The organism is Streptococcus sp. E17BB, from assembly GCF_041807725.1.
Classification (GTDB): Bacteria; Bacillota; Bacilli; order Lactobacillales; family Streptococcaceae; genus Streptococcus; species Streptococcus entericus.
On the sequence record NZ_JBGTZC010000020.1, the window covers coordinates 14,755 to 29,954 of the forward strand.

The 15,200-nt window shown below is 46.1% G+C and carries 20 protein-coding genes; 19 read left to right on the forward strand and 1 reads right to left on the reverse strand.

All coding sequences use genetic code 11. The annotated features are described in order from the left end of the window. Nucleotides 1-69 precede the first annotated feature (69 nt). From ACERC7_RS06225 to ACERC7_RS06315, 19 genes are all read left to right on the forward strand, one after another. The gene (locus ACERC7_RS06225; RefSeq protein ID WP_373666449.1) at nucleotides 70-423 is read left to right on the forward strand and encodes a TIGR02328 family protein; all 354 of its coding nucleotides are present in this window, start codon (nucleotides 70-72) and stop codon (nucleotides 421-423) included. 74 nt (nucleotides 424-497) lie between these two features. Then, entirely contained in the window at nucleotides 498-1,016 is a 519-nt protein-coding gene (locus tag ACERC7_RS06230; protein WP_373666435.1) for an adenine phosphoribosyltransferase, read from the forward strand. 115 nt (nucleotides 1,017-1,131) lie between these two features. After that, a complete protein-coding gene (gene metA / locus ACERC7_RS06235; RefSeq protein WP_018367320.1) occupies nucleotides 1,132-2,076 on the forward strand; it encodes a homoserine O-succinyltransferase in 945 nt (314 codons plus the stop codon). Between the two features lie 9 nt (nucleotides 2,077-2,085). Next, nucleotides 2,086-2,781, forward strand: coding sequence for a DnaD domain-containing protein (locus ACERC7_RS06240; RefSeq protein ID WP_373659035.1), 696 nt, complete (start codon nucleotides 2,086-2,088; stop codon nucleotides 2,779-2,781). Between the two features lie 69 nt (nucleotides 2,782-2,850). Next, the gene (locus ACERC7_RS06245) at nucleotides 2,851-3,534 is read left to right on the forward strand and encodes a tRNA (adenine(22)-N(1))-methyltransferase TrmK (RefSeq protein WP_373666436.1); all 684 of its coding nucleotides are present in this window, start codon (nucleotides 2,851-2,853) and stop codon (nucleotides 3,532-3,534) included. Continuing rightward, nucleotides 3,524-4,318, forward strand: a complete 795-nt coding sequence (locus ACERC7_RS06250) for a Nif3-like dinuclear metal center hexameric protein (RefSeq protein ID WP_373660436.1) — start codon at nucleotides 3,524-3,526, stop codon at nucleotides 4,316-4,318. The genes ACERC7_RS06245 and ACERC7_RS06250 overlap by 11 nt, the downstream gene beginning before the upstream one ends. Nucleotides 4,319-4,521: 203 nt before the next feature. Then, nucleotides 4,522-5,628, forward strand: coding sequence for an NAD(P)/FAD-dependent oxidoreductase (locus tag ACERC7_RS06255; protein WP_373666437.1), 1,107 nt, complete (start codon nucleotides 4,522-4,524; stop codon nucleotides 5,626-5,628). Between the two features lie 45 nt (nucleotides 5,629-5,673). Next, a complete protein-coding gene (gene rfbA / locus ACERC7_RS06260; protein WP_373659039.1) occupies nucleotides 5,674-6,543 on the forward strand; it encodes a glucose-1-phosphate thymidylyltransferase RfbA in 870 nt (289 codons plus the stop codon). Continuing rightward, entirely contained in the window at nucleotides 6,543-7,136 is a 594-nt protein-coding gene (locus ACERC7_RS06265; RefSeq protein WP_373659041.1) for a dTDP-4-dehydrorhamnose 3,5-epimerase family protein, read from the forward strand. The genes rfbA and ACERC7_RS06265 overlap by 1 nt, the downstream gene beginning before the upstream one ends. Nucleotide 7,137: 1 nt before the next feature. Beyond that, entirely contained in the window at nucleotides 7,138-7,617 is a 480-nt protein-coding gene (locus tag ACERC7_RS06270; protein WP_373666438.1) for a phosphoribosylanthranilate isomerase, read from the forward strand. A gap of 32 nt (nucleotides 7,618-7,649) precedes the next feature. Beyond that, a complete protein-coding gene (gene rfbB, locus ACERC7_RS06275; RefSeq protein ID WP_018367312.1) occupies nucleotides 7,650-8,696 on the forward strand; it encodes a dTDP-glucose 4,6-dehydratase in 1,047 nt (348 codons plus the stop codon). A gap of 97 nt (nucleotides 8,697-8,793) precedes the next feature. Beyond that, nucleotides 8,794-10,065: a UDP-N-acetylglucosamine 1-carboxyvinyltransferase gene (gene murA, locus ACERC7_RS06280; RefSeq protein WP_373659044.1), complete on the forward strand. Its 1,272-nt coding sequence runs from the start codon at nucleotides 8,794-8,796 to the stop codon at nucleotides 10,063-10,065. Continuing rightward, on the forward strand, nucleotides 10,065-10,253 hold the full coding sequence (locus ACERC7_RS06285) for a DNA-directed RNA polymerase subunit beta (RefSeq protein WP_373659045.1): 189 nt from the start codon (nucleotides 10,065-10,067) through the stop codon (nucleotides 10,251-10,253). Before murA ends, ACERC7_RS06285 begins: the two co-directional genes overlap by 1 nt. Before the next feature lie 9 nt (nucleotides 10,254-10,262). Then, on the forward strand, nucleotides 10,263-11,120 hold the full coding sequence (locus ACERC7_RS06290; RefSeq protein ID WP_373666439.1) for a DNA/RNA non-specific endonuclease: 858 nt from the start codon (nucleotides 10,263-10,265) through the stop codon (nucleotides 11,118-11,120). A 64-nt stretch (nucleotides 11,121-11,184) separates the two neighbouring features. Beyond that, nucleotides 11,185-11,682 carry a phosphatase PAP2 family protein gene (locus ACERC7_RS06295; protein WP_373666440.1) on the forward strand — a complete coding sequence of 166 codons (498 nt, stop codon included), beginning with the start codon at nucleotides 11,185-11,187 and terminating at the stop codon, nucleotides 11,680-11,682. A 64-nt stretch (nucleotides 11,683-11,746) separates the two neighbouring features. Further along, nucleotides 11,747-13,291 (forward strand): ABC-F family ATP-binding cassette domain-containing protein, encoded by a 1,545-nt coding sequence (locus ACERC7_RS06300; protein WP_373666441.1) that lies wholly within the window; start codon nucleotides 11,747-11,749, stop codon nucleotides 13,289-13,291. Nucleotides 13,292-13,294: 3 nt separating this feature from the next. Further along, nucleotides 13,295-13,465, forward strand: coding sequence for a hypothetical protein (locus tag ACERC7_RS06305; RefSeq protein ID WP_373659049.1), 171 nt, complete (start codon nucleotides 13,295-13,297; stop codon nucleotides 13,463-13,465). Beyond that, nucleotides 13,466-13,723 (forward strand): hypothetical protein, encoded by a 258-nt coding sequence (locus tag ACERC7_RS06310; protein ID WP_373659050.1) that lies wholly within the window; start codon nucleotides 13,466-13,468, stop codon nucleotides 13,721-13,723. Next, nucleotides 13,713-14,078 (forward strand): hypothetical protein, encoded by a 366-nt coding sequence (locus tag ACERC7_RS06315; RefSeq protein ID WP_373659051.1) that lies wholly within the window; start codon nucleotides 13,713-13,715, stop codon nucleotides 14,076-14,078. Before ACERC7_RS06310 ends, ACERC7_RS06315 begins: the two co-directional genes overlap by 11 nt. Before the next feature lie 41 nt (nucleotides 14,079-14,119). On the opposite strand, the gene ACERC7_RS06320 is transcribed toward ACERC7_RS06315, so the two are convergent. After that, entirely contained in the window at nucleotides 14,120-15,124 is a 1,005-nt protein-coding gene (locus ACERC7_RS06320) for a LacI family DNA-binding transcriptional regulator (RefSeq protein WP_373659052.1), read from the reverse strand. Between the last annotated feature and the right edge of the window lie 76 nt (nucleotides 15,125-15,200).

Here is a 15,200-nt window from a genome sequence, read left to right on the forward strand (position 1 = left end):
CAGCCAGACGGCGATAAGGAGACGGCTATCCAGCATTTTGCTGATAAATTACTACACTTAAAGGCTCTGATGACCACGGCTTACGGTCGGAAAATGGCAGAGCAACTCTTAGGACAGCACCGCGAGTGTGCGGCCTTGCGAGGACGAGGCTGGGGTAAACCTCATGCCACGGTCAATTATGTTTTTGACCACAATCCCTATAAGCTCTACCAGTACCATGTGCTTATTATGGATGAGATGGTCGCTCGTGGCTACCAGCCTGACAGGGCTTGGTATGACCCTGCCTATCGCGGGAAAACCGCTACGCCCTACGATCAAGTAGATCCAATTGAGCTGACCAGCCCCATCTACCCCGAACACGATGAGGTCTATCTCTTTGACTGTCTGGATAACCTGCGTGAAAAGGGCATTGAATTGGAGTAAGTTAGTTTATTTCCCAAAAAATGAAAAGAATGTGTTATAATTGTTCGTAAAACCATTTTTTAGAAAGTCAGAAGATGAAATTAGAAAACTATATCGCTAGCATTGAAAACTACCCTAAAGAGGGGATTACCTTCCGAGACATTAGCCCTTTGATGGCTGATGGCAATGCCTACAGTTACGCTATTCGCGAGATTGTTCAGTATGCGGTGAGCAAAAATATCGACATGATTGTTGGTCCTGAAGCGCGTGGCTTTATCGTGGGCTGCCCTGTAGCTTTTGAGTTGGGCATCGGTTTTGCACCTGTCCGCAAGCCTGGTAAATTACCACGCGAGGTCATCTCAGCGGATTATGAGAAAGAGTATGGTCTTGACACACTCACCATGCACGCTGATGCCATCAAGCCAGGTCAGCGCGTGTTGATCGTTGATGACCTTTTGGCGACAGGTGGTACGGTGAAAGCGACCATTGAAATGATTGAAAAACTAGGTGGTGTGGTTGCTGGCTGTGCCTTTCTGATTGAGCTAGACGGACTTGGTGGTCGTGAAGCCATCGGCAATTACGACACGAAAATTTTGATGAATTTTCTGGGATAAGCTCGGTTATGGGTATAGCTAAAAACTATAGCCTGTTCTAAAAAATAGATATTTGAAAGATTGAGCTCCCCACCGTATACTAGAAGTAGTATCTTCTAAAGAAAGTGAGGGGCTTATGCCAATTACACTCGATAAAAAGTTACCAGCAGTTGATATTCTTCGCGCGGAGAATATCTTTGTCATGGACGACAACCGTGCTGTTAGTCAGGATATTCGTCCTTTGAAAGTCTTGATTGTAAACCTGATGCCAACCAAAGAGGCAACAGAAACGCAATTATTAAGGCTTCTATCTAACACACCTTTACAGCTAGAGATTGATTTTCTCTATATGGCTAGTCATGAGTCGAAAAACACTGGTTTTGACCACTTGTCAACCTTTTATAAAACCTTTACAGATATTAAAAATAAGTTTTATGATGGCATGATTATCACTGGGGCTCCTGTGGAGACCTTGCCGTTTGAGGAGGTTGACTACTGGGAAGAATTATGCCAAATTTTTGAATGGCAAAAGTCGCATGTTTATTCGACCCTGCATCTGTGTTGGGGGGCCCAGGCAGCGCTCTATTATCGTTATGGTGTTGAAAAATCGCAAATGGCTGAGAAGTTGACGGGCGTTTTCTCGCAGGTGGTGTCTGATAAGCGTTGCCCGCTTCTGCGTGGATTTGATGATGAGTTTTTTGCGCCCCACTCACGCTACACCGAAGTTGATGAGGTGCAGGTTCTCAAACAGACCCCTCTACAGATTCTTGCTAAAGGGGTTGATGTCGGCTTATCCATCCTAGCGAGTTCAGACCTGAGAGAGGTTTATAGCTTTGGGCACTTGGAGTATGATCGTGAGACCCTAGATAAGGAATACCGCCGAGATATCTTATCTGGTAAAAGCTCTGCTATGCCTAAAAACTACTACCAGAATGATGATGCTAGCCAGCCGCCAATCATGCGTTGGAACCTGCCTGCGGCGACTTTTTTCAGTAATTGGATTAACTATGGGGTCTATCAGGAGACGCCTTATCATTTGGAGCAGTTGCAAGAAGAGTTCTTGGAGTCTGCGCAACTTTAGGAGGGCGAGATGACAGCTGTCACTTATTATCAGTCAGGGCATGTGGTGCTACCCAGTCAGTTGCTGTTTAACTACCACCACTTGTTTAACAACAGTGAAGACTTTCTTGTTTGGCAATTTTGCTACTTGCAAAACACGACCAATTTACAAGATTTATTACCTAGCCAGATTGCTCAGGCCATTGGTAAGACAGTTGCAGATGTTAATCGGTCCTTTGAGCGTTTGACTGAGGCAGGTCTTTTAGTCATTAAAATCATTGATATTGCTGGGGAGATTGAGACTATTTTTGACACCAGCCCAGCTTTTGAAAAATTAGATACCCTATTACATCAAGGAAAGCCACAGGGTTCTGAATCCGTGGACACCTTGCCTTTGTTTGATGGGTCAGAGTTGAAGTTACTTGTGGACGACTTTCAACGAGAACTGGGGCGTTTGCTCAGTCCTTTTGAACTGGAAGAGTTGGACAAGTTGCTTAAGGAAGTTCAAACCGATCCAGCTTTGATTAGAGAAGCACTAAAAGAAGCGGTGTTTAATGGTAAGACCAATTGGAATTATATCCAAGCCATTTTACGTAATTGGCGCAAAGAAGGTATCTTGACCGTTAGGCAAATTGAGGAGCGCCGCCGTGAGCGTGATCGTCACAAGGTGGAAGAAGTGGCGATTGATGAGGATTTCCGTTTGGCATCTAACCTCTGGGTGGATTAGTTCGTCACAGACTGATTGGCATGTTATGCTTTAATAGTCTTGATTAGAGAACAGTTTAGAAAGATAGCTATGACGATATTACTTTCAAAACGTTTGCAGCAAGTTGCTAGCTTTGTGCAGCAAGGTGCAAGGCTTTTAGATGTCGGCAGTGACCATGCTTACCTGCCTGTCGCCTTGATTGTTGCAGGGCAGATTGAGGCAGCAGTGGCAGGTGAAGTGGTTGCAGGTCCATATCAGTTTGCTGTAGAGACGGTTAGCTCAGCTGGACTGGAGGATAGGATAATCGTTCGTTTAGCGGATGGTTTGGCTGCTATGAAACCAAGCGATAGGATTGACACCATCACGATTTGTGGGATGGGCGGACGCTTGATTGCGGATATTTTAGACAAGGGCAGAGCTGAGCTGTCGGCTGTCCGCCGCTTGGTGCTCCAGCCCAATAATCGTGAAGATGATCTCCGCCGTTGGTTGACGGCACATGGCTATGCTATCGTCGCAGAAGACATCTTAGAAGAAAATGGCAAACGCTATGAAATTATCGTAGCAGAGGCAGGTCAGCAAGAGTTGTCTGAGTTGGATATTCGGTTTGGTCCTTTTTTACGGCAGGATCAATCTCCTATTTTCCTGCAGAAGTGGCAGCAAGAGTGTGCCAAACTGGAAGAAGCTCTTGCAGGTATTCCCATCCAGTATGAGGAGACCCGCTCTGCTATTTCCCAAAAAATCCAAGCGATCAAGGAGGTACTGCATGAAAGCTAGTGAGGTGATTGCTCGCTACCAAATCTTTTGTCCGCCTAGTCTGTCTATGGAGGGCGATGTTTCAGGTCTTCAGATAGGAACTCTGGACAAGGATATCCAGCGGGTCATGGTGGCTTTGGATATTCGAGAGGCGACGGTGCTTGAAGCGATTGAAAAGAAGATTGACTTGATTATCGTCAAGCATGCGCCGATTTTTAAGCCCTTAAAACACTTAGTGGCAGATGATTTGCAGACTCAAATTTATTTGAAGTTAATCAAGCATGACATAGCGGTTTATGTCAGCCACACCGATATTGATGTCGTAGATGGTGGGCTCAATGACTGGTTTTGTGAGATGCTGGGCATTCAAGTGACAGATGTTCTGCATGAGACAGCTGACGGTCAGGGGATTGGTCGTGTAGGTGTTATTGAACCTGTGACCTTAGAGGAGTTGGCGCTCAAGGTCAGATCCGTCTTTTCATTAGATAGTGTTCGGCTAGTGACCTATGCACACGATAAGCAGCGTTACATCGAGCGAGTAGCGATTTGTGGCGGTAGTGGCGGCAGCTTTTACAAGGAGGCTCTTGCCAAGGAGGCTGATGTCTATATTACAGGAGACATCTATTACCATACAGCTCAGGAGATGCTGACAGAAGGGCTCTTGGCCATTGATCCAGGGCACCATATCGAGGTTCTCTTTGTCCAGAAAGTCACAGCGCTACTGGAGAGCTGGAAAGCAGATCTGGATTGGTCGGTTGATGTCTATCCATCAACAGTCTCTACCAATCCATTTAGACATTTGTAAGCTGAGGCTAGGACGAAGGTTCTAGTCTTTTTAGCAATGTTCGGTAGATGCCCAAGATGTGGTAAGCTCTTCCGATTGACACAGCTTGGACGATCCGACTAGGTCTTTCTGAGATGGGCAACGAACTCTTTATTATTTATCGAGTTCGAACGCATTCCCTTGTGGTATAATAAAATAGAAATCGCATGAAAAAGGAGAAAATGATGAAAGTTGCCGTTATTGGTGCAGGGATTGTCGGATCAACAGCCGCCTATTACTTGTCAAAAGAAGATGGGATAGAAGTGACCGTTTTTGATGAGGGGGTCGGTCAGGCGACCAAGGCTGCAGCAGGGATTATCTGTCCTTGGTTTGCCAGAAAGCGCAATAAAAATTGGTACAAAATGGCGCGTTTAGGGGCTGATTTTTACCAGAACTTGGTAGCTGATGTAACAGCCGATGGCTATGACAGCCGTTTTTACGAGCAGGTGGGGGTTGTGGTCATCAAGTCCCGTCAGGATTTTCTGGAGGAGACCTTAGACTTAGCCCTAACAAGACGAGAAGAGTCGCCTTTGATGGGGGACGTTAGGCTCATCAGTCAGGAGGAGTTGGATCGTTATCATGAGGGGATTGCTGGCTTTGACCAGTACCTCTGGGCATCTGGTGCTGCTCGTGTAGAGGGTTCGGAGCTGACCAAGACCTTGCTGGCAGCTAGTGGTGTGCCTGTCGTGACGAAAAAAGTTGGCTTTACCATCTTGTCTGATGGTCGCTACGAGGTGGATGGGCAGGTCTTTGACCGCTTGATCTTGGCTTGTGGGGCTTGGTTGCCTTTTATTTTGGAGGAACACGGTTATACGGTGGCTGTTCGTCCGCAGAAGGGGCAAATCATTGATTATCAGTTTCGTGAGTTGGACACAGGGAGCTATCCTGTCATCATGCCACACGGTGAGGGAGATATTATCCCGTTTCGTGAGGGCAAGCTGTCTGTCGGGGCCTCGCATGAGGATAAGATGGGGTATGATTTGACCTTAGACCCTGAGGTGCTGGCGGGACTGGAAGCCAAAGCTCTGCCATTTTTTCAAAAAATTGCTGGTGCAGACAGCAAGAGCTACCGTGTCGGCATCAGAGCCTACACGCCCAATTATGCTCCCTTTTATGGGCAAGTTCCGGGGCTTTCAGGGGTGTATGCCGCTAGTGGGCTGGGGTCGTCTGGCTTGACGACAGGACCCTTGATTGGGCGCGAGCTGGTGCATTTGCTGATGGGAGAGACAGGGCAGCTTGAGCCTAGTGACCACCCGATTGAGAGGGTGGTGGTAAGAGCTGACAAATCTTAAAAAGTGTGGTATAGTAAAGAAGATTACATGACAAGGAGCTTACCGATGAAAGGTATTATTCTGGCAGGTGGGTCAGGGACTCGCCTCTATCCGTTGACAAGAGCCGCTTCCAAGCAGCTCATGCCGATTTATGATAAGCCGATGATTTACTACCCATTGTCAACTTTGATGTTGGCTGGGATTAAAGAAATTTTGATTATTTCGACACCTCAGGATTTGCCTCGCTTTGAAGATATGTTGGGAGATGGGTCTGAGCTGGGAATTTCCCTGTCTTACGCAGTGCAACCAAGTCCAGATGGTCTGGCTCAAGCCTTTATCATTGGTGAAGAGTTTATCGGAGATGATAGTGTTTGCTTGATTTTAGGAGACAATATTTACCACGGCAACGGTCTGACCAAGATGTTGCAACGTGCGGCTTCTAAAGACAAGGGTGCGACCGTCTTTGGTTACCAAGTCAAAGATCCTGAGCGCTTTGGCGTCGTCGAATTTGATGACAATATGAACGCCATTTCTATCGAAGAAAAGCCTGAACAGCCAAAATCAAACTTTGCGGTGACTGGGCTTTACTTCTACGATAATGATGTCGTGGAAATCGCTAAGAACATTAAGCCAAGTCCTCGTGGTGAACTTGAAATTACAGACGTCAATAAAGCTTACCTTGACCGTGGCGATTTGTCTGTCGAGCTGATGGGGCGTGGTTTTGCTTGGTTGGATACAGGAACGCATGAGAGTTTGCTAGAGGCATCTCAGTACATCGAGACGGTGCAACGCCTGCAAAATGTCCAAGTAGCAAACCTCGAAGAAATTGCCTACCGCATGGGCTACATCACAGATGATCAAGTCAGTGAATTAGCGCAGCCATTGAAGAAAAATGAATACGGGCAGTATTTGCTCCGTTTGATTGGAGAGGCTTAATGACGGAACAATTTTTTGATAAAGAATTAGCCTGCCGCAAGATTGAAGCTATTCCAGGTCTCTTGGAATTCGATATTCCAGTACGCGGGGACAATCGTGGTTGGTTCAAAGAAAATTTCCAGAAGGAAAAAATGGTGCCCCTGGGCTTTCCAGAGAGCTTTTTTGCAGAAGGTAAGTTGCAGAACAATGTCAGCTTTTCCCGTAAGCATGTCTTGCGTGGCCTTCACGCTGAGCCTTGGGACAAGTACATCTCGGTAGCAGACGGCGGTAAGGTTCTGGGGACTTGGGTTGACCTTCGTGAAGGGGAGACTTTCGGTAATACCTACCAGACCATCATTGACGCCAGCAAGGGGATTTTTGTGCCTCGGGGTGTTGCCAATGGTTTTCAAGTTTTGTCAGACTTCGTTGCCTATAGCTATTTGGTCAATGACTACTGGGCCTTGGAGCTCAAGCCTAAGTATGCCTTTGTCAATTATGCAGATCCAAGTCTTGGCATTGAGTGGGAGAATCTCGCAGAAGCCGAAGTCTCAGAAGCTGATAAAAACCATCCGCTACTCAAAGACGTCAAACCTTTGAGAGCTGAGGATTTGTAAGATGTATCAAGAATTTTTAACGATTGCCAGAGAATTAAATCAGATTGGTATCGTTCCACTTCTGATGGGGTCGGTTGGACTAGAGCAAGTGACTGGTCGGGATTGGCAATCCAGAGACTTAGATATTCATGTGCCGAGTGATCTGCGTGGCTGGGAAGCTCCTGATGAGGGACGGATTTATCGCTTTGATGAGCTGAATGCCATCATGGAAAGGCTAGGTTATCAGTTGGTTGACCGCCACGAGCATGAGTTTCAAAAAACTGGAAAATCTGTTGAATTTGGTGGGCTACATTCGCTGCCGAACTTTGCTGGTGTAGACCTAGAAGAAGTAGAAGATGAGGGCGTTCATTATTATTTGCCAAACGTGGAACAGTACCTCAAGATTTATCTGGCATCCTCAAAAGATAGCTACCGTGCTGAGAACAACAATCAAAAAGATTTTGCAAAAATTGCCTATCTGAAATCGATAGTAAATCGTTAGAGTAAGTCATTCTAATAAAAATTGGAGAAAACATGTCAACATTTAAACACATCATCGTCACAGGTGGAGCTGGTTTTATTGGCTCAAACTTTGTGCATTACGTTTACAACAATCATCCAGATGTCCATGTGACGGTCTTGGATAAATTGACCTACGCGGGTAACCGTGCGAACTTGGAAGCCATCTTAGGTGACCGAGTGGAGTTAGTGGTCGGTGACATCGCAGATGCCGAATTGGTGGACAAGTTGGCTGCAAAGGCGGATGCTATTGTCCACTATGCAGCTGAAAGTCATAACGATAACTCCCTCAATGACCCATCGCCGTTTATCCACACCAACTTCATCGGGACGTATACCTTGTTGGAAGCGGCTCGTAAATACGATATTCGTTTCCACCACGTATCAACTGATGAAGTTTACGGCGACCTTCCACTTCGTGAAGATTTACCAGGTCACGGTGAAGGTCCAGGTGAGAAATTCACAGCGGATACCAAGTATAACCCTAGCTCGCCTTACTCCTCTACCAAGGCAGCGTCTGACTTGATTGTCAAGGCTTGGGTACGTTCATTTGGCGTGAAGGCGACCATTTCCAACTGTTCAAACAACTATGGCCCTTACCAGCACATTGAGAAATTTATCCCACGCCAGATTACCAATATCTTGTCTGGTATCAAGCCAAAACTCTACGGTGAAGGGAAAAATGTCCGTGACTGGATTCACACCAACGATCACTCATCAGGTGTCTGGACCATTTTGACCAAGGGACAAATCGGTGAAACCTATCTGATTGGTGCCGATGGTGAGAAGAACAACAAGGAAGTGTTGGAGCTGATTTTGGAGAAAATGGGTCAACCGGCTGATGCCTATGACCATGTGACCGACCGTGCAGGGCACGACCTTCGCTATGCGATTGACGCTAGCAAGCTCCGTGATGAGCTGGGTTGGACACCAGAATTTACCAACTTTGAAGCGGGTATCGAAGAAACCATCAAGTGGTATACCGATAACCAAGACTGGTGGCAGGCAGAAAAAGCAGCTGTTGAAGCCAACTATGCTAAGACTCAAGAAGTGATTAAGTAAGTAAAGACGGGAAACCGTCTTTTTACATGCAGGAAAATGTTAAAACAATGGAAATCATGGTATAATAGAACTGAATTAATGTCTAAGGATGGAGAATATGGAACAAATAATCATCGACGGCGGTCAAACTCGTTTACAGGGAGAAGTGACGATTGAGGGAGCAAAAAATGCAGTTTTACCGCTGTTAGCTGCAACGATTTTGGCCAAAGATGGTCAAACTACCCTGCGTCATGTCCCTATTTTGTCAGATGTGTTTGTTATGAATGACGTGGTTAGAGGCTTAGGTATCACGGTAGACTTTAACCAAGAGCAAAATGAAATCACAGTAGATGCGACAAACTTTATTGACCATACCGCTCCGTATGAGTATGTTAGTCGGATGAGAGCCTCTATCGTTGTTCTTGGACCAATCTTAGCACGTTGTGGCGAAGCCGTTGTATCAATGCCAGGGGGCTGTTCTATCGGCAGTCGTCCTATTGATTTGCACTTGAAAGGCTTAGAAGCGATGGGAGCTGAGATTACTCAGTTTGGTGGAGACATTACCGCTAAGGCGGCCAAACTCAAGGGAGCCAATATCTACCTTGATTTCCCGAGTGTTGGAGCCACTCAGAACCTAATGATGGCGGCAACCTTGGCTGAGGGCAAGACAGTCATTGAGAATGCAGCGCGCGAGCCTGAAATTGTCAATTTAGCTGTCTTACTCAATAAGATGGGGGCAGATGTTAGAGGAGCTGGTACGGAAACGCTGACCATCATAGGAGTGAAACATCTCCACGGAGCAGAGCATGATGTGGTTCAAGATCGCATTGAGGCTGGTACATTTATGGTAGCAGCAGCGATGACAAGCGGTGATGTCTTGGTAAAAGACGCTATCTGGGAGCATAATCGACCCTTGATTTCTAAGTTACTGGAAATGGGTGTTGAAGTGACAGAAGAAGCAGGGGGCATACGAGTTCGGTCAGCTGTGCAAAACTTGAAACCTGTCAGTGTTAAAACCTTGCCACATCCAGGTTTTCCAACCGATATGCAAGCCCAGTTCACAGCACTGATGGCTGTTGTCAAAGGAGAGTCATCAATGATTGAGACTGTCTTTGAAAACCGCTTCCAGCATCTCGAAGAGATGCGCCGTATGGGACTTCACACAGAGATTTTGCGAGATACCGCCCTTATCCATGGTGGAGGTAATTTGCAAGGTGCTAAGGTCATGTCAACCGATTTACGAGCCAGTGCCGCTCTCATTTTAACAGGTCTAGTTGCAAAAGGGCAAACAACGGTGACTAAATTAGAACACTTAGACCGTGGCTATTATCAATTTCATGAAAAACTAGCAGGTCTTGGAGCCTCTATCCGTCGTGAAGGAGGTGCTTAGTGGAAACTGGCTGGAAATATGTTGTCAAGCGTCTAGGGATGATGCTGTTTGTTGCCCTTCTTTGCTTGCTTTTTCTGTCACTTGGCTTGATGATTGGCTATGGTGCTCTCGGTGATGGTGACAATGCCACAGCAATTTTATCCCTTGAAAAATGGCGAGAGCTCATTGGTAAGTTTACTGGACAATAAGGAGTCGTCATGTCATCACCAAAAAAATTAAAATCATCGTTGACCTCCGTACTAGTTCTAATCGTTGTCACCATTCTTGGCTTATCCAGTGGTCAGCTTGATTCATTCAAGCAGTTACTTGGAGATAACTCATCGGGATTAGTGACAAAGACTTGGTCTGCTGCCGTTGACCCACTAGAAGAGGATCCAAGCAAAGCGTTGGCAGAGTCAGTCTTGACTGACCGGGTGCTTGAGCAGTTAGGAAATGATATTGCTTGGAATGGCGTTGGCGCATTTGTCATCAATGGTAACAAGACCAATCTCAATGCGGCTGTTGCTAGCTTGCCTTATGTCAATAATGAGACAAAGACTATTCAAGGTCGCACAGTTCCTTGGCGAGCCAATGCCTTGCTAAACAAGTCAACCCGCCAGTATCGGGATCGGAGTAGTACAGGTCAGGGAGGAAATGACTACCGGCCACCAGCTTGGCATCAACGCCATGATTTACCTGGGGAGTATGACCATGCCGTGGATAGAGGACACCTCATCGGTTATGCTTTAGCAGGAGGTTTGGCAGGGTTTGATGCCTCAACGAGCAATCCCCAAAACATTGCAACGCAGACAGCTTGGAGCAACCAAGCCAATGATGATGGCTCAACTGGACAGAATTACTATGAAACTATTATCCGAAAAGCTCTGGATAATAATAAAACAGTGCGTTATCGGGTGACACTTATTTATGATGGTGAGAATCTACTTTCAAGTGGTACCCATCTGGAAGCCAAGTCTTCTGATGGACAAGTGGAGTTTAACGTTTTTGTTCCCAACGTTCAGGAAGGATTGACCTTTAACTATCATAACGGTCAGGTCTATCTAGATAAAGTTTAATAACAGTCCTAGACTAGAACGCTCACAAAGCACACGAGAAAGAAGACAATAGACAAATAAGGCGATGTCAACAAAAAATTATAAGCAATTTTATGAGCAAATCGCTGCTCCATGGCAACATAACCCAAACATTCTTGAGCTGAGCAATCGGTTATTGACCTACTCTATCTATTTGCTCTACCCTGCGGTATTGCTTTATCGCTTTTTTGGAGTTGGTTTTGGGGCAATAGCAGAGCTAATCATCTGGCCAGCTGTTGGATTTTTACTTGTTTCTGGGCTTCGGCGATTGTTCAATCAGCCCAGACCCTACGAAACTTGGAACATTCAGCCCTTGATAAAAAAAGACACTAGTGGTCAATCTTTTCCCAGTCGACATGTCTTTTCAGCTACAGTGATTGGGACGGTATTTTTGTCCGTTCAGCTTGGATTTGGGTTTTTTGTTCTGTCTTTGGCTGCCTGTTTGGCAATGGTCCGAGTGGTCGGTGGGGTTCATTATCCCAGAGATGCCATCGCAGGTTTTTTACTGGGGATTTTGCTAGGCCTACCTGTTTTTTTCTGGTAAAACATGATAAAATAGACATTAAGCTAGGTTTTGCTCAGCTATTTTTTAAGGAAAAAGAAAACACATGAGTATTTTAGAAGTAAAGAATTTAAGCCACGGTTTTGGTGACCGAGCGATTTTTGAGAATGTGTCCTTCCGCCTGCTCAAGGGTGAGCATATTGGCCTTGTCGGAGCAAATGGCGAGGGCAAGTCGACTTTCATGTCCATCGTGACGGGCAAGCTCCAGCCAGACGAGGGCAAGGTTGAGTGGTCTCGTTATGTGACGGCGGGTTATCTGGACCAGCATGCGGTCTTGGAAGCAGGAATGACGGTTCGTGATGTCCTAAGGACAGCCTTTGATGAACTCTTTAAGACCGAAGCCCGCATCAATGAAATTTATATGGCAATGGCAGATGAAGGTGCGGATATGGATGGCTTGATGGAGGAAGTCGGTGAGCTGCAAGACCGTCTGGAGAGTCGTGATTTTTATACCTTGGATGCCAAGATTGACGAAGTTGCACGAGCCCTTGGGGTCATGGACTACGGCATGGATAAGGATGTGACCGAGCTGTCAGGTGGGCAGCGTACTAAGGTGTTACTGGCTAAATTGCTGCTTGAAAAACCAGACATTCTGCTCTTGGACGAGCCGACCAACTATCTGGATGCCGAGCATATTGACTGGCTCAAGCGCTACCTGCAAAACTACGAGAACGCCTTTGTCCTCATTTCCCACGATATTCCTTTCTTGAATGATGTCATTAACATCGTCTACCACGTGGAAAACCAGCTCTTGACCCGCTACTCTGGTAACTATTACCAGTTCCAAGAGGTGCACGCCATGAAGCGTGCCCAGCTGGAGGCGGCTTACGAGCGCCAGCAAAAGGAAATTGCTGACTTACAGGACTTTGTCAATCGCAATAAAGCGCGTGTTGCCACCCGCAACATGGCCATGTCCCGCCAGAAAAAGCTGGACAAGATGGATCTCATCGAGCTACAAGCAGAAAAGCCAAAGCCGAGCTTTGACTTTAAGATGGCTCGTACACCTAGCCGCTTTATCTTCCAGACCAAGGACTTGGAAATCGGCTACGATCGTGCCCTGACCAAGGCACCGCTCAATCTGACCTTTGAGCGCAACCAGAAGATTGCCATCATCGGTGCCAACGGTATCGGGAAATCGACCCTGTTGAAGAGTTTGCTGGGCATTATTCCTCCGATTGCTGGCGAGGTGGAGCGAGGTGAGTATCTGGAGTTGGGCTACTTTGAGCAGGAAGTGGCTGGTGGCAATCGTCAGACCCCGCTAGAAGCGGTCTGGGATGCCTTTCCAGCGCTTAACCAAGCCGAAGTCCGTGCTGCCCTTGCCCGCTGTGGCTTGACCAGCAAGCACATCGAGAGCCAGATTCAGGTCTTGTCAGGTGGTGAGCAAGCCAAGGTGCGTTTTTGTCTGCTCATGAACCGTGAAAACAATGTTCTGGTGCTGGACGAGCCGACCAACCACCTGGATGTGGATGCCAAGGACGAGCTCAAACGCGCCTTGCAAGCTTATAAAGGCTCCATTCTCATGGTCTGCCACGAGCCTGATTTCTACGAAGGTTGGGTCGATGCCGTTTGGGATTTTAATGAGATGAGTTAAGTGATGCCAAACGAGATTTACGGTGCTATTTTAGATAGTGGTGAACGGGCTTATACCTTAATGAGTGAGGTCTTTGCTCCTCTGAGTCTAAAGCTTGAAGACTATAACTGGCTGGTATCACATTATTGGATTTATCATATAGATGAAATTCCCTGGGATAAGGATTATACATAGTTGACCGGTGAACAATTGAGACAGGTCTTTGAAAAGTATCCAGCACATCAATGGATTTGGGCTGTTCTATCAGGTAGTGAAGAATTGTGGCAGCTGCCTCTAACTTGCCTTCATCCCTTAGCTCGCCATGAGATAGTTGCTTGGGACTCTACCCTGACCTTGGTTAAAAGTGTTCAGAAAGAAGTGGTTGACAGTTTTCGAGAAGCCTTCCCCCTGAGTGACGATTTGAAAGATTGCATAACATCTTATGAGCTGTGAGGAGGAGAAAACAGTAATGAGTGTTGAGGATAATTTAGTGTTATTAAAAGTGACTAAAGCGCATCAGGGAGAAGGTTTATTTCCTACTTTTTCAATCGGAACACCCGTCCACCACATGACCCCTTGTGGGAAGTATCCTAACTGGTTTTCTTGTGACATAGCGGGGCACAAAACCTATATTCCCAATCATTTCGTGGTTGCTAATCGTTTGATTGTTGATTACAATCCCACGGAGTTAGTTGTCGCAGTAGGTGATCAGGTGGCAATGCTAGAATGCCATGACCAGTGGGCTCTTGTTGACCATGATGGACAAATAGGATGGTTACCAGTGGAGATATTGCAAAAGAATGACTAGACATAAAGAATCCCTCGCTAAACTTTAGCGAGGGATGATGCTTATAAGCTGCTGTCTCTAATGGTTAATTTTGTTGCTAACTTAATCAGAGTTGGAATGGCGTGGCTGGGTTTTACAAGGGCTTGGTGAATCATATCCACAGCAGTTTTCCCCATTTCTTCAGTGTAGACGGTAACGCTGGATAAGGCTGGATAGACCTGCCTAGTAATTGGCGTGTCGTTAAATGAGATGAGGGAGACGCGTTCTGGAACGGCAATCTGGTGCTCTTGGAGCGCCCTTAGGGCACCGAGTGCCATGGTGTCATTCGCGATGAAAAAGGCTGTTGGGAGTTGATCGCCTAATTCTTCGATAGCTGCTGACATCAATTGATAACCAGATGGTGCTGAAAATTCGCCAACATAGACATATTTTGGTTGGTAGATGCCAAGCTCAGTCATGTAATTTTTGAAGGTACGAAAACGCTGATCGACTAGAGTTAACTCCCCGTCAGTGGTTTGTTCCTCACCAGCTAGCATACCAATGCTGCTCAGCTTTTTGTCTAAAAAGTAATCCAAAACACGCACTACCGCATGATCAAAATCAGTGGTCACACAGGAATAACCTACCTCGAGCGTATCGCTGTCCACAAAAATTAGATTGGGGCAACGGCTTTCGAGGTCCTTAATTTGCTTAGGGCTAAATTTTCCAAGAGCAATAATGGCAGCAATGTCTTTGTCCAAAGCGTAAATATCATTGTTAAAAAAGCGTAAAATATCATAGCCTAGCTCTTCAGCCCGTCGTTCAACGCCTAAACGAATGGCGTAGTAGTAGAGGTCATTGAGTTCCTCTTGTTCACTGTACCATTGCAAAATGGCGATGGTCTTTGATGAGGTCAAAGGTGAAGAGGCTGGTCGAAGGTGTTTGGTGTAGTTCAGCTCGTTGGCAACAGCCAAAATCTTTTCACGTTTTTCATCGCTGACAGATAGGTTGGGGTCTTGATTAAGAACGCGTGAAACAGTAGCTGTTGACACCTGTGCTTTTTCTGCAATGTCTTTGATAGTTGTCATGTTCATTCTCCTTGGCAAACTTTTAGTCATATTATAGCATAAAAATAAGCAATCTTTAGTAAAATTATATCACAAA

What these genes read in the sequence shown, in the direction of transcription:
- ACERC7_RS06225 (WP_373666449.1), top strand. Translation starts at nt 70, where the DNA reads ATGACCACGGCTTACGGTCGGAAAATGGCAGAGCAACTCTTAGGACAG.
- ACERC7_RS06230 (WP_373666435.1), top strand. Translation starts at nt 498, where the DNA reads ATGAAATTAGAAAACTATATCGCTAGCATTGAAAACTACCCTAAAGAG.
- metA (WP_018367320.1), top strand. Translation starts at nt 1,132, where the DNA reads ATGCCAATTACACTCGATAAAAAGTTACCAGCAGTTGATATTCTTCGC.
- ACERC7_RS06240 (WP_373659035.1), top strand. Translation starts at nt 2,086, where the DNA reads ATGACAGCTGTCACTTATTATCAGTCAGGGCATGTGGTGCTACCCAGT.
- ACERC7_RS06245 (WP_373666436.1), top strand. Translation starts at nt 2,851, where the DNA reads ATGACGATATTACTTTCAAAACGTTTGCAGCAAGTTGCTAGCTTTGTG.
- ACERC7_RS06250 (WP_373660436.1), top strand. Translation starts at nt 3,524, where the DNA reads ATGAAAGCTAGTGAGGTGATTGCTCGCTACCAAATCTTTTGTCCGCCT.
- ACERC7_RS06255 (WP_373666437.1), top strand. Translation starts at nt 4,522, where the DNA reads ATGAAAGTTGCCGTTATTGGTGCAGGGATTGTCGGATCAACAGCCGCC.
- rfbA (WP_373659039.1), top strand. Translation starts at nt 5,674, where the DNA reads ATGAAAGGTATTATTCTGGCAGGTGGGTCAGGGACTCGCCTCTATCCG.
- ACERC7_RS06265 (WP_373659041.1), top strand. Translation starts at nt 6,543, where the DNA reads ATGACGGAACAATTTTTTGATAAAGAATTAGCCTGCCGCAAGATTGAA.
- ACERC7_RS06270 (WP_373666438.1), top strand. Translation starts at nt 7,138, where the DNA reads ATGTATCAAGAATTTTTAACGATTGCCAGAGAATTAAATCAGATTGGT.
- rfbB (WP_018367312.1), top strand. Translation starts at nt 7,650, where the DNA reads ATGTCAACATTTAAACACATCATCGTCACAGGTGGAGCTGGTTTTATT.
- murA (WP_373659044.1), top strand. Translation starts at nt 8,794, where the DNA reads ATGGAACAAATAATCATCGACGGCGGTCAAACTCGTTTACAGGGAGAA.
- ACERC7_RS06290 (WP_373666439.1), top strand. Translation starts at nt 10,263, where the DNA reads ATGTCATCACCAAAAAAATTAAAATCATCGTTGACCTCCGTACTAGTT.
- ACERC7_RS06295 (WP_373666440.1), top strand. Translation starts at nt 11,185, where the DNA reads ATGTCAACAAAAAATTATAAGCAATTTTATGAGCAAATCGCTGCTCCA.
- ACERC7_RS06300 (WP_373666441.1), top strand. Translation starts at nt 11,747, where the DNA reads ATGAGTATTTTAGAAGTAAAGAATTTAAGCCACGGTTTTGGTGACCGA.
- ACERC7_RS06305 (WP_373659049.1), top strand. Translation starts at nt 13,295, where the DNA reads ATGCCAAACGAGATTTACGGTGCTATTTTAGATAGTGGTGAACGGGCT.
- ACERC7_RS06315 (WP_373659051.1), top strand. Translation starts at nt 13,713, where the DNA reads ATGAGCTGTGAGGAGGAGAAAACAGTAATGAGTGTTGAGGATAATTTA.
- ACERC7_RS06320 (WP_373659052.1), bottom strand. Translation starts at nt 15,124, where the DNA reads ATGACAACTATCAAAGACATTGCAGAAAAAGCACAGGTGTCAACAGCT.